Origin of the sequence: Runella zeae DSM 19591 (assembly GCF_000423565.1) — a bacterium.
GTDB classification, from domain to species: Bacteria; Bacteroidota; Bacteroidia; order Cytophagales; family Spirosomataceae; genus Runella; species Runella zeae.
The window spans coordinates 54,452-67,545 of sequence record NZ_AUIF01000044.1; the positions used below are offsets into that span (position 1 = coordinate 54,452).

Sequence of the window (13,094 nt, forward strand, 5' to 3'; positions counted from 1 at the left end):
ATTTTTTTGCGTATGTACAGTGTCTTTCAGAAACCCTTCTCCTGACTCATGCAAATGCGCTACTTATGGCTATTTCTTTTGGTATGTGGCATATCCTTCAAAGGAGTAGCACAGAGACGCCCCATAAATACTGAGGCAGAAATAGCGGGTGCAGTGGTAAACGGCCCGCAAACTCCTTTTTGGCTCAGATCCAATCAATATGGTATCATTCCTTTAGAAGGGAGTTTTGTGACAGCTCGCGCAGGGGCTTTTCGGCATTATGTTGTTGCGGATAGCAGCCGCCCTTCTCCCAAAAAGCTAGATTGGGGAGTGGGTGTACAAAGTGTTTTGAATGTTGTTTTTTCAACCAAACAAAAAGAAATTCTTTGGCCAGAGATATACGCCAAAGGTAAATGGGGGAAGTTTGAAATCTTTGCCGGTAGGCGCCGCGAACTCTTCGGTATTGGCGACAGTACACTTTCATCGGGCTTTGTGGCCTGGTCGGGCAATGCCATTCCTTTTCCCAAAATACAGCTCCAAACCATTGATTATGTGCCTCTTACTTTTCTCAAAAGTATCATTGCTTTTAAGGGGAGTTTTGCCCACGGATGGTTTACTGTTCCGTACATGGAAAATGCTTTTTTCCACCAAAAAACCCTATATGCTCGTTTTGGCAAACCGCATTGGCGTCTCCAAATCTATGCAGGTCTCAATCATCAAGTACAGTGGGGTGGTAAAGCGGACTATCTGCTTGGCACCGACTTTGCCGTCAATGGTCAACTTCCTAGTACCTTTCGTGATTATCTTTCTGTGCTCACAGGCCACTACCCCGACGACTTATCCAACGACCGCTATACGGTTTTTGATGGGACCAATCGCATCGGCAATCACGTAGGTAGCTATGACTTTGGGATAGAATGGAAGCATTCGGACTGGAATGTGTTGTTATATCATCAACACCCCTATGAAGATGCTTCAGGACTTGCTTTTCAGAACTTCCCCGATGGTCTTACAGGGCTGCGCCTCCTTCGTCGAGGCTCTGCCCAAAAAATCTCTCTACGGCATTTGGTGATTGAATGGCTCAGTACCACCAACCAAAGCGGGGCGATTTTTGACCCACAAGCTACTTACCAAGGCACCGACAATTACTTCAATCATGGCCAATACAAAGAAGGATGGTCGTATCAAGAGCATACTTTAGGCACTCCTTTTATTGCCCCTCGACCTACGCTTGCTGCGGCGCTTGCCCAAATTCCAGCGGGTGGTTTTTTCCCAAACAATCAATTACGAATGGTATATCTGGCTACGGTTTGGCAGCTTTCAAGTACTTTGAGCTTACAAACCCGCAGCTCTTTTAGTCAAAATTTAGGTTCCTTTAGTAATCTTTACACCCCTGCCATTTCTCAATTTTCAAATATGATTGGTGCAAACTGGCAACTGCCTCACTTGCAGGGCTTCGCACTCCATGCTTCCTTTGCTTTCGACCAAGGAGATTTGCTTCCTCCTTCCTACGCGGGCTTCTTCGGCCTCAAAAAAAAGTGGTAAAACACGCTTAATTTTTAACCAAGCCATATTTTTGTTTGTTTGTATAGAAATGCTAAACATTTTATAATATTGGCTTAATATGCCTTTTTTTACTTTTGGGCAAAAAAGTAAATCCTCTTGATAGGACACATTACGCCCCAATGAGTATTCATTTATAACACCAAATCCCATTATTTCACTTAACAAATTCTTATGAAAAACAAGCTACTTTCACTGTTTATGTTGCTTTTTTGGATGAGTACCGCCGCGATGGCACAAGAACTACGTTTTCGTTCTGATAGCACTTTTCGCATTGTACAATTTACCGACATTCACTACAAAGCTGGAGCTGAGCCTTCCAAAAAATCTATTTCAATGATGCAAGCGACCCTCGACGAACTAAAACCCGATTTAGTCGTTTTCACGGGCGATGTGGTCGTGAGCAATCCTATCAAAAAAGGCTGGGATGAGGTATTGGAGGTGGTTATCTCTCGCAAAATCCCCTATTTAGTAACTTTTGGAAATCATGACGACGAAAAAGAACTCAAACGCCCCGAAGTAGCCGCCTATGTAGTGACCAAACCTTACTTGCTCAACAAAACCGCCTCTATCAGCGGTGTTGATGGCTATCTCAATGGCGCAGTGGCTATCAAAGGAAAAAGCGGTGCCAATGCTGCTATTTTATATGCGATGGATTCTCAGGCTTATTCGCAAAACAAAAGAGTAGGTGGCTATGGATGGTTTAGTCACAACCAAGTAGAATGGTTCCGCAAAACCAGCGCGTCTTACAAAGAAAGCCGCAAAGACACTTTGCCTGCCTTGGCTTTTTTTCATATCCCGCTACCTGAATACAAAATTGCGTTTGACGACGTCAAAAATAAAAGAAGAGGTGTAAGATATGAAAACGAATGTGCGCCTCAGCTCAATACTGGAATGTACACCGCAATGCTCGAATCGGGCGATGTAATGGGCACTTTTGTGGGTCACGACCACGTCAACGACTATCTAGTTGACTACAATGGCATTGCCCTCACTTACGGCTGTTTTTCGGGGAGCGAAAACACCTATTTGCGTACCAAACACGGCGCTCGAATCATTGAACTAAAAGAAGGGAAACGCGAATTCAAAACGTACATTCGGGAGTTTGATGGAGCGATTTTGTATCCCATTACGTATCCATTTCCTGGTAAAAAATAAAGTACCTCTCCTGACTTGATAACAAGCTTTTCGTTTTTGTTTCAAAACCTAGTCTGAACCTCCTACTTTTGCAAACTAAAATCACAAGCCTGCCTTCTTTTACCGAAGCTCGCTTGTGATTTTGGTATTCAATCTTTTTTTACATCTGTACACCTGATTTCACTATGAATCTTAGACCTCTTTTTATTTTAATGTTGTCGTGGCTGTATGTGTCTCTTTGGGCCCAAACACCTGCGGTGCTGTTGGTCAAAGAAGAGCATATCTTCCAAAACCCACCTTTTAATTCATGCCATGCTTCTAGCATTGTAGAACTAGGCAATCAGCACCTGATGGCTACGTGGTTTGCAGGAACTGCCGAAGGAAAACCCGATGTGTGTATCTGGATTTCGGAATACAAAAATGGAAAATGGAGTGCCCCCAAGCAAATGGCCGATGGTATTATAGACGCCAATACTCGCTACCCGGCGTGGAATCCTGTATTGTTTAAAACCAAAGCGGGCAAATTGATGCTTTATTACAAAGTAGGCCCCAATCCTCGCGAATGGTGGGGTATGGTACGAAACTCCAATGACAACGGAAAAACATGGTCTAAGCCCGAAAAACTTCCAAACGGAATGCTGGGGCCTATCAAAAACAAATCTTTTCAGCTGCCTAATGGCGATATATTACACCCTACTAGCACCGAAAGTGTAACGGGGAATATTTGGCACGTACACCTCGAAAAAACTGACAAAAACGGTAATAATTGGCAAAAAATCGACATCAACAACGGGGAATTTGGCGTGATTCAGCCCAGTATTCTTACTTATGCAGATGGCCGGTTGCAGATGCTATGTCGTAGCCGCCAAAACTACATAGTACAAACTTGGTCTAACGACGGTGGAAAAACATGGGGGCCACTAAGCACCATCAACCTCCCCAACCCCAATTCGGGTACCGACGCTGTTACGCTCAAAAATGGCCTTCAAGTTTTGATTTATAATCCTTTACAAAAAGGAAAAGAGTGGTCAAACGGTCGCAATAAACTTCGAGTAGCGGTTTCTAAAAACGGTACTGATTGGCAAGATGTATATACCTTGGAAGACGAAGCCAAAGGTGAATTTAGCTATCCAGCAGTGATTCAAACAAGCGACGGGCTGGTACACATTACTTATACCGATTTACGTAAAAATGTAAAACATGTGGTGCTGAGAATCCCGGATGTATTGCCTCCCAAATCGGTAGGAGCTCTTCCCTCAAAAGCTCAAATGGCTTGGCATGAAATGGAACAAAATGCTTTTATTCACTTCACTACCAATACTTTCACGGATTTGGAATGGGGATATGGTGACGAAAAGCCTTCGATTTTTAATCCTACCCAAACAGACGTAGATCAATGGATACGGACGCTTAAGGAGGCTGGATTTAAAGGTGCAATTCTCACTTGTAAACATCACGACGGCTTTTGTCTGTTTCCCAGCCAATATACGGAGCATTCTATCAAAAATAGCCCTTACAAAAATGGGCAGGGCGACATCGTAAAAGAAGTAGCAGAAGCCTGCAAACGCCACGGACTCAAATTCGGCGTTTATCTTTCGCCTTGGGATCGCAATCACCCCGAATACGGCAAGCCTGCTTATGTAGAATATTATCGCAATCAGCTCAAAGAAATCTTCACCAACTACGGCCCAGCTTTTGAAATGTGGTTTGACGGTGCCAACGGCGGCGACGGCTACTATGGAGGCGCGCGCGAAAAACGCCGCATCGACGGCTCCAAATATTATGATTGGCCTACTACGCTCGACATTGTACGTAAAATGGAACCCGACGTCATTTTCTTTAGCGACGCAGGGCCGGGCGTAAGATGGGTAGGCAATGAAAGAGGTGTAGCTGGTGAAACCAACTGGAACATCATCACGCCTGATACACTTTTTGCAGGTAAAGCAGGTATCGAAAAACTGTTGAATACGGGTTCGGAAGATGGTACTCACTGGATTCCGGCGGAGGTAGATGTGTCTATCAGACCGGGCTGGTTTTATCACGCCAAAGAAGACAGTAAAGTCAGAACTCCCGAAAACCTTTTTGATATTTATCTTACCTCGGTAGGGCGAGGCTCCACATTGCTCCTAAATGTGCCCCCCGACCGCCGTGGCCTTATTCACGAAAACGACATTCAATCTTTGAAAGGATGGAAGGCAATGATTGACCGTGAGTTTAAGACTAACTTGGCCCTCAAAGCCAAAACTACTGCTTCTTCATACCGGGGCAATGCTGCCAATTATGCTCCTTCCAACCTTACCGACGGAGACAAAGAAACCTACTGGGCTACCAACGACGATACCAATACGGGCAGCATTGAGATAGACCTAGGTAAAACGCAGACAGTCAAATATATAACTCTTAAAGAATACATCAAACTCGGCCAACGTGTTAAGGAGTTTAATGTAGAAATCTGGAAAAATGGGGCTTGGCAAAAAGTAGCTCAAGCTACCACCATTGGCTATAAAAGAATCTTGAAAATCACACCTACCGAAGCTTCAAAGATTCGAGTCAATATCACCGCCTCAAAAGCATCTCCTGTACTTTCGAGCATCGAAGTTTACTAAACCTAAAAGGCATCCAAAGTGTACGCACGCTGGATGCCTTTTTATTTTTTCTTCTAAATAATTCTTTTGCCCGAATCCAAAGCTCTTTTGTTTTCCGTACATAAGGCTAGTTTTTAAGTATCTCACCACGAATCACTTTTAAAAAACTAACGTCATGTCTTACGCGAAAACACTCTCTTTAAAAGGGCTATTGCTCTTAGTACTCTTATCCACATTCTATGCTTGTACAGATCACCGTCTTCCACCCGACCCTACTACACTCCCTGATGCCAACTTCTATGCACTGACCGACGGAAATCAACTTTTACGCTATAACCTTCGCTCATTGGGTAGCGCACAAGCTACTGTAAGCATTAGTGGCCTTCAACAAGGTGAACAAATGCTATCCATTGATTTTCGACCTGCTACAGGGCAGCTATATGGAGTAGGTAGTACGAGCCGCATTTATGTCATCAATCCCATGACTGGTGCTGCAAGAGCTATTGGAAATCCTTTTTCGCCAGCACTCAATGGTACAATGGTAGCGTTGGATTTCAACCCTACGGTAGACAGAATCAGATTGGTCACCAATACGGGCCAAAACCTACGCTTGCACCCTGAAACGGGCGCCGTAGTAGTCCCCGATGGCAACATCAATGGCGTTTCGGCGGCTACAATAACAGCCGTTGCCTATACCAACAACCGCGCCGGAGTGACCACTACCACGCTGTATGACATTGACCCCGCTACCGACCGTCTTTACAAACAAGACCCACCTAACAATGGCGGGTTGGTAGATGTAGGGCCGCTAGGATTAGATATTACGGCAGCGGGAGGCTTTGACATTGCTCCCGACGGAAATGCCATTGCAGCTGTTACGGTATTTGGTCAATCGGAGTTGAATCAAATTGATTTGAATACGGGCCGTCTTCAAAAATTAGGTACACTTTCGGGTAATATCATCGGTTTGGCTATTCCAACTGAACCTGTAGCCTATGCCATCGATGCTTCCAACAATTTGCATATTTTCAACCCTATGAATCCAGTTCTTACTACCAAGACTATCATGGGGCTACAACCTAGCGAAACGCTACTCGGGATTGATATGCGGCCTGTCAATGGTCAATTGTATGCTTTGGGAAGCACGAGCCGAATCTATACTATCAATGTCAACAGCAATACTACTGCCACCGCTACAGCACTCGGTAGTGGACCTTTTTCGCCCGCTCTTTCAGGCACCAATTTTGGGTTTGACTTCAACCCCGTTCCAGACTTGATTAGAGTGGTGAGCAATGCGCAACAAAACTTACGCGTAAGTCCTGTAACGGGTGCTGTAACTACCACCGACCCCAATCTCAATCCAGGAGCCGCAGTGGTTTCGGCAGCCGCTTACACCAACAATTTTGCTGGCACAGCTACTACTGCTTTGTATGACATCGAAACTCCAGCGGGTAGCAATGCCATGCTCTATATGCAAAACCCACCCAACAATGGTACTCTAGTAGCAGTAGGTTCATTAGGAATTACGGTCGAAAGCGCCAATGGATTTGATATTGGGGGAGCGAGCGGTACCGCTTATGCCTTGTTACGTTCTGGTGGTACTACTCGAGTATATACCATCAATCTTTCGACGGGAGCCGCTACCGGTGGAGCCACCCTTCCTGGCAATCCCACGATTAACGGTATGACGGTCGGTCTGGGTTTTTAAACATAAAACTAATGTATCATTCCAAAGATTGGAGCGCATAGCTAGCCTGTAAGAGGTGCCAGAGAGAAGCTTAAGACTTGTATGTTTGAGGTAAAAATCAAAACCTTATGCTACAAAGGTTGAGCTTCTCCACCAACATTCTCATATTCTGCCTCGGAGAGGCACAAGGTTTGTAGCTAATAGCCCACACAAAAAACAAATGATAAGCATAAAAAACCTTCTGTTTGAGTAAACACCAAACAGAAGGTTTTTTTATGAATCATCTAATTTCGGAAGAATTCGTGTTTCCTGAGGAAAATCCTCTTATAAAAACTTAGATTTTATAGCCATAAAACCCTCTCTAAGCAAGCCTAAATCAGACCCTAAAGCCAGACACGAAAAACCCATTTGCTTCAGCACCGTAATATCTGAGAAATTGCGGATTAAAATTCCCGCTTGCTTTTGGTGGAAATCAGCTGCGCTACTTACCTTCTTGAGAGCTTCTTCATAGGGTATAGTTTGGTGAGGATTTCGGGTCGAAAGGTCTAATTTCAAATCGGCAGGCCCTACAAACAATACATCAACCCCACCAACAGCCGCGACTTCTTCCACGTTTGTTACTCCTTCATAATCTTCAATTTGACATAAAAACAAAGGAGCGGAAGTAGTTCGAACATCAAGACCATATTTAAAAACACGCGCCGAACTTGAATAACCTCGATGCCCCAAAGGTGGATAATTCATGGCCTTAACACAAGCTTCCGCCTGCTCTGGCGTAGAAACATGAGGTAACATAATACCCGAAGCACCCCAATCCAACAACTTAGCAATCAACGCCGTATCTAGTTTCCCTACCCTCACAATGAGTTTGATACCCTCACGTTTGGCTGCTTGTAGATTGGCCAGCACTTCTGCATCAGTGATACAGCCATGCTCTAAATCGAATAACAACCAATCAAAACCACACTCTGAAGCCAGCTCCGCAATCACCGGCGAACCAATCGACAACCAAGTGCCAAGGCTCAATAGGTTTGAGTCACTCATAAGTCTTTGATTTGAATTTTGTTTTGTAAACCAACGCACGCCATTTTGATACGTTGTAGTGTAAACGTTTTCAAAGCAGCGCCATCTGAATCAGACCCAATCAGAAAAAAATCCGACTTTCTATCAAAATAGTTAGCACCTACTCTAATCACGGCTTTTACCACCATATTACGAAGTAAATGCAACCAAAAGCGGGGCAAAAAATCAGGTGGTAAAGGCTTGATAGATTCATAGCCTTTGATAGCCTCTGCTACCACTGTTCCGGTATGAAAACAAGCTAAAAGGGACAAATCGTCGGAGATATCGCCCGAAACGGTATCATCCCAATCAATAAATGCTTTTATCTCATTAGGCTCTCCTAAGATATTCCACAATGCCAAGTCTTTATGTACTAAACACCCCTGTGGTACACTGAGAAATTGTTCGTATTGAAGCACTAGCCGCTGTATCTCGTTCGACTCGGAGGCTTTTAAAAACTTGCGTGCTACTAAAAAATCTAGGTGCTTTTTCCAATTCAAAAAGAAATAATCGCGGTAGGTAGGATGCAGCCCTTTGAGTTTTCCTGTTTTCCTCAATACAATAGGGTCAAACGGTCCAAAACCCTCTAATTCGACAGCTTGCCATTGGGCTATATTCTCTCCGATTTTTTGGGCAACCGCCAAAAAATTTAGTTCACCTGCTTTATGGATTTTGTTTAAATCAGGATAAGGCAAATATTCCAATACTTGATACGCAAAAGGGACATGGTGACGAGTAGCATCTACCGCATAAACAACAGGAGCAGGCACGCCAAGGGATTTTATTTCTGTCAAAACATGTGCCTCAATTTCCATAAAATCATCCCCTTCGGGACCGTTTTCAATACGGATAAATCGTTGTATGCCGTTGTATTCAGCCACGTATGTCAAGTGATTTCCTTGCCCATTGCCTGAACGGAGACGTACATTTTCACTTCCAAAATACTTCGCTAAAACAGGATGTAATAGGGTCTCTATTTGGGCCGTTTCCAAAATATCTTCGCGTTCTTCCAACGCAAAAAAAGCAGAAGGTCGGTCACATTTCCAGTAATAAATACTTTGTCGGTTTGTCATGCTCATGAATTAGGAAGTTCTTTTGTGCCACCATGAGGCCAACAGCGAACCTGTTACGTTCATCAATGGTCCGAAAATAGCGGGCGCTAACCCCACCGTCGCGATTTTGCCCATTTCTTTGGCAATACCTGAAGCCAAACCACCATTCTGCATTCCGACTTCTATCGCAATAGTCCGGCAGTCGCGTTCATTCATTTTACACAAACGAGCCGACCAATAGCCTAGAAAGTAGCCAGTCAAATTGTGGATCAATACCAACAACAATAAAATAGGCCCAATGCTCACCAGATTGTCGCGTCCCGCAGCAGTGATAACTACAATCGAAAACCCAATCCCAAACATGGAGATAAGCGGCATGGCATCGTCAAGCCATTGGATTTTGCCACTGAACAAGCGGTTGAAAAGCAGTCCCGCTCCGATAGGCAAAATCACCATTTTCATAATATCCCACATCATATGCCAAGCATCTATTTCGACAAATGCCCCTGCCAGGGCATTCATCAATAGGGGTGTCACGAAGGGTGACAATAGCGTAGAAATAGCCGTGATTGTCACTGATAAAGCCAAATTGGCTTTGGCCAAATAGGAAATAACGTTGGAAGCCATTCCATTGGGCGAGCAGCCAATCAGGATAATACCCGCCGCAATTTCTGGCTCCAATGGGCTTACCCGCGCCAATGTAAAACCCAGCAAAGGCATGATAATAAAATGGCTAGTGACCCCAATTAGCACTCCTTTAGGCATCTTCACTACCCCCACAAAATCTTGCAGGCTCATAGAGGTTCCCATGCCAAACATGATGAGTTGGATGAGCGGAGTGATAAGGCGTGTTAGCTTAAAATCACCCCACTCCCGAAAATAGTGCGGATAGTATAATGCCATAGTGACCGCCCCCAAAATCATCACCGTATAGGTATAGCTTTTTAGTGCTTCATAGCCTCTGAAGCTAAAAGCGAGAAAGCAAAAGAAGACAATAAGGGCAGGACTAGCCGCATTGCTATCGTATAGAAAAGTCATGATAAGGATCCAAAACAGGCAAATACCCGCTCCTATTGCCGAAAATTTGTATATATTCATTATTTAGCTATTTCGGAAGGAGCAACTAATTTGTCTAGCCCTAAAGGTTTACTTATTACTATCTTTGCTTTTGACTTACGTCCTCCAAATCGACCTTCCAGAATGTCTTTTTCGGTAAAACGTGCCATTAATATTTCCCCATCGAAATCCCGATTACGGTCATAAGAGATATAAATGGTGCCGTCGGGCGCTTGAAAACCATCAGGGTATGAGATACCTCGACGCTCATCTAACATCAATCCTCCTATCCAAGTTTTGCCCTCATCTTCCGACAAATAAGCGGTGAGCTTCGAACGAAACTTGGTCTTTTCATCAATAGCCCCATGTCGTATCATCAAAATCCGGCCCGACTGTAAACGTCGCATAAAATGCCTAGAACCAATATGTTCTAGATATTTTTGGGGTTCTGACCACGTTTTTCCTTTATCTGTTGACACACTTTCCCACATGCCGTTACCTGTTCGTGCTGTCATCCACAAGGTGCCATCTTTACGTTCTATAATGTGGTGTTCATCAAATTGAGGTTGAGGATAACGAACTCCCCCCCGACGAGCCCATGTTTTTCCTTGATCATTAGACATAAACACATTGGCCATACGTAGAGAGTCCAACTCATGAAAAGCGTCTTTATACGGCTCTTTGATTTTTGTCCGATCCCACAACGATACTGGCAATAGCCAAGTGCCATCTCTCAAAACGATAGGTTTATTTAACGTACATCCATCCGAAATTCTTACAGGGGCGGACCATACAGGATTAGAAGCATCGGGATTTTCACACACGGTATACCAATTTCCATCCCGACCATCAAACATAGTCATAGATTGGTCAAAAAATAGCCACAGTTTCCCATCAGGATCTAGCCATAAACACCCCACGACCGTTCTCCGTTTTTCCTTCAAAGAAGGATTGTGAGGATCTATTACCATTTTTGGTTTAGACCATGTTTGGCCAGCGTCATCGCTAGTATTTAGGACAAAAAAAGCATCATCATTGTCTCCTCCCCCAACCCAACATGCCCATATACGTCCTTTAGGAGTACGTTCGACGCCAATAGTCATCCCATAATCCAATTTATCATAATCATAAATTGGCAGGGGTAATGTATTTATTGGGGGGGGTATTAATGCCGCATCTACATTGGTTATTTCTTGGGCTACGATTGGCCTTCCAAACCATATCGCAATGAGTAATACTACCCATGCTCCATATTTTTTTTGCGAAAATTTGTCATTCTTCATCATCATGATTCATCATTACTAATAACCTGGATTTTGTTCTAATTTTTTACTAAAGTTGGCATCGATAGCACTTTGTGGAATAGGCCAGAAAGCGTGTTTCTCTTGAATAGTAGCTCTCGTATCAGCCCGTAGATTGTACTTTCGTACTCTTTCGACCAATTTCCCAGTTCTTACCAATGTCCTGTGACGAGGTTCTTCTGTAATCAGTTCTCGGGCACGTTCATCTAAAATATAATCTAAATCAACTTGGGCAGGTACTACTGGCTTAGCTTGAGCCCGTTCTCGTACTTTATTAATATCGGCAGCTGCTTTTACCAAGTCCCCTTTATACATATATGCCTCAGCACGAAGAAGATATGTTTCGGCTAAACGAAAGACCATAAAATCTTTAAAAGTCCGTCCAGTAGTATTATTTCCTGATTTGCCAACCTTTCCTTCTACTTTTCTAAGTGTTGGATAAAGCATCTGGAAGGTATCAAGTTTGGCATAATGGCTTTTTTCCACCATTTTACGGAAATAAGCCGATGCAGGATTTGTATAATAATGGTCACGACGGATATTATGCCTAGAATTACGAATATCATTTGACCAATTGTTGGCCCACAGGTCATATAAGAAATAACTCGTAGGTCTTACCCAGCCTACACCACGGCCTAAACTATCCACGATAATCATCCCAGGTTTACCGTCAGGATCTCTCACATTGATATAGAAAGGAGCCCAAGCTCGGAGCAAGTAGTTTCCACTGTTCCCTCCCTGGCCTCCTGGTGTTTGATCTTCAAATTGCCAGTTAAAAATGGACTCCAGATTTCCAGAGCTACGATTTTGATTTCCGTCTTTAAACAAATCCGAATATACATCTCCCGGCAGGTCTTTTTCGCTACCAAATCGCGTTGTCATTAGCTGATAAAGTCCAGAATTAATCACTTCAGAAGCGCTAGCAATGGCTTTGTCGTACTCTTTTAAACTAATATAAACTTCTGAAAGTAAGTGGTCAGCAGCAGCTTTCACTACACGTCCTTCGTTTGCTTTAGCGACTGTCGCTGGTAGCCACTTAGAAGCAAATTCCAAATCTTTTTTAGCCGACTCATATACTTCATTGCGAGTATTTCTAATAAAATCAGTTTTTGGACCCGAATAAATTGTATCTACAATAGGTACACCACCGTAGAGATTTGCTAAAAAATTGTGAGTATAGGCTCTAAAAAAACATGCTTCAGCTATGATAGCGTTTTTTTCGGCCTCATTGGTCCAAATTTTACTTAACTCAGGTTTGTTCGCATAGACAATAATCGTATTGGCTTTCAAGAGCATATCCGAATAAGCCCAATCCCAGTATCGTTGTACACACAAAGTGGCGGGTGTGAGGTAAGTGTCATAATTACGAAAATTAGCAGCCGCATTCTCACCACTACAGGCGATGTCTGTACCCATTTGTTGATTAATATACCATCCAAAAGAATCAAACTTCCCAAGTTCTTCCCGAGCAGACATATGCAATGCGGTGATATAAGTCTCAAACCCCGCCTTGGAAGTCAACACAATCTCCGAATTTAACGAAGCTAAGGGTTTTTCGTTTAAGAAATTATCTTCACAAGCAGTGAGGGAAAGCCCTACCAAGAAGAGAATAAAGAGAGAGAATCTAGATGTTTTCCACCGACTATTCAAAAAATTTTTCATGTTATCTTTC

General features: G+C 43.5%; 9 protein-coding genes. 4 read left to right on the top strand and 5 right to left on the bottom strand.

The features are described 5' to 3' along the window. Positions 1–48: 48 nt before the first annotated feature. The 4 genes from G563_RS0113745 (at position 49) to G563_RS0113760 (ending at position 6,972) form a co-directional block, all read left to right on the top strand. Positions 49–1,524, top strand: coding sequence for a capsule assembly Wzi family protein (locus G563_RS0113745; RefSeq protein WP_028665821.1), 1,476 nt, complete (start codon positions 49–51; stop codon positions 1,522–1,524). Between the two features lie 192 nt (positions 1,525–1,716). Continuing rightward, entirely contained in the window at positions 1,717–2,700 is a 984-nt protein-coding gene (locus G563_RS0113750; protein ID WP_028665822.1) for a metallophosphoesterase family protein, read from the top strand. Positions 2,701–2,864: 164 nt separating this feature from the next. Next, the gene (locus G563_RS38930) at positions 2,865–5,285 is read left to right on the top strand and encodes an exo-alpha-sialidase (RefSeq protein WP_084650856.1); all 2,421 of its coding nucleotides are present in this window, start codon (positions 2,865–2,867) and stop codon (positions 5,283–5,285) included. A 154-nt stretch (positions 5,286–5,439) separates the two neighbouring features. Then, positions 5,440–6,972 (top strand): DUF4394 domain-containing protein, encoded by a 1,533-nt coding sequence (locus G563_RS0113760; RefSeq protein ID WP_028665824.1) that lies wholly within the window; start codon positions 5,440–5,442, stop codon positions 6,970–6,972. Positions 6,973–7,275: 303 nt separating this feature from the next. On the opposite strand, the gene G563_RS0113765 is transcribed toward G563_RS0113760, so the two are convergent. Genes G563_RS0113765 through G563_RS0113785 form a run of 5 tightly spaced genes read right to left on the bottom strand, consistent with a single transcriptional unit; the run spans position 7,276 to position 13,084 of the window. Next, positions 7,276–7,995: an HpcH/HpaI aldolase family protein gene (locus G563_RS0113765; protein ID WP_028665825.1), complete on the bottom strand. Its 720-nt coding sequence runs from the start codon at positions 7,993–7,995 to the stop codon at positions 7,276–7,278. Next, entirely contained in the window at positions 7,992–9,092 is a 1,101-nt protein-coding gene (locus tag G563_RS0113770) for an aminoglycoside phosphotransferase family protein (protein ID WP_028665826.1), read from the bottom strand. The genes G563_RS0113765 and G563_RS0113770 overlap by 4 nt, the downstream gene beginning before the upstream one ends. Positions 9,093–9,095: 3 nt before the next feature. Further along, positions 9,096–10,163, bottom strand: coding sequence for a bile acid:sodium symporter family protein (locus G563_RS0113775; protein ID WP_028665827.1), 1,068 nt, complete (start codon positions 10,161–10,163; stop codon positions 9,096–9,098). After that, positions 10,163–11,410, bottom strand: a complete 1,248-nt coding sequence (locus tag G563_RS34700) for a sialidase family protein (protein ID WP_084650857.1) — start codon at positions 11,408–11,410, stop codon at positions 10,163–10,165. The genes G563_RS0113775 and G563_RS34700 overlap by 1 nt, the downstream gene beginning before the upstream one ends. Positions 11,411–11,422: 12 nt before the next feature. Beyond that, complete coding sequence (locus G563_RS0113785; RefSeq protein ID WP_028665828.1) at positions 11,423–13,084, bottom strand: RagB/SusD family nutrient uptake outer membrane protein; 1,662 nt, start codon at positions 13,082–13,084, stop codon at positions 11,423–11,425. Between the last annotated feature and the right edge of the window lie 10 nt (positions 13,085–13,094).

Bases quoted from the DNA above. Each gene is read 5' to 3' on its own strand.
- G563_RS0113745 (WP_028665821.1), top strand. From the start codon at position 49: ATGCAAATGCGCTACTTATGGCTATTTCTTTTGGTATGTGGCATATCC.
- G563_RS0113750 (WP_028665822.1), top strand. From the start codon at position 1,717: ATGAAAAACAAGCTACTTTCACTGTTTATGTTGCTTTTTTGGATGAGT.
- G563_RS38930 (WP_084650856.1), top strand. From the start codon at position 2,865: ATGAATCTTAGACCTCTTTTTATTTTAATGTTGTCGTGGCTGTATGTG.
- G563_RS0113760 (WP_028665824.1), top strand. From the start codon at position 5,440: ATGTCTTACGCGAAAACACTCTCTTTAAAAGGGCTATTGCTCTTAGTA.
- G563_RS0113765 (WP_028665825.1), bottom strand. From the start codon at position 7,995: ATGAGTGACTCAAACCTATTGAGCCTTGGCACTTGGTTGTCGATTGGT.
- G563_RS0113770 (WP_028665826.1), bottom strand. From the start codon at position 9,092: ATGAGCATGACAAACCGACAAAGTATTTATTACTGGAAATGTGACCGA.
- G563_RS0113775 (WP_028665827.1), bottom strand. From the start codon at position 10,163: ATGAATATATACAAATTTTCGGCAATAGGAGCGGGTATTTGCCTGTTT.
- G563_RS34700 (WP_084650857.1), bottom strand. From the start codon at position 11,410: ATGATGATGAAGAATGACAAATTTTCGCAAAAAAAATATGGAGCATGG.
- G563_RS0113785 (WP_028665828.1), bottom strand. From the start codon at position 13,084: ATGAAAAATTTTTTGAATAGTCGGTGGAAAACATCTAGATTCTCTCTC.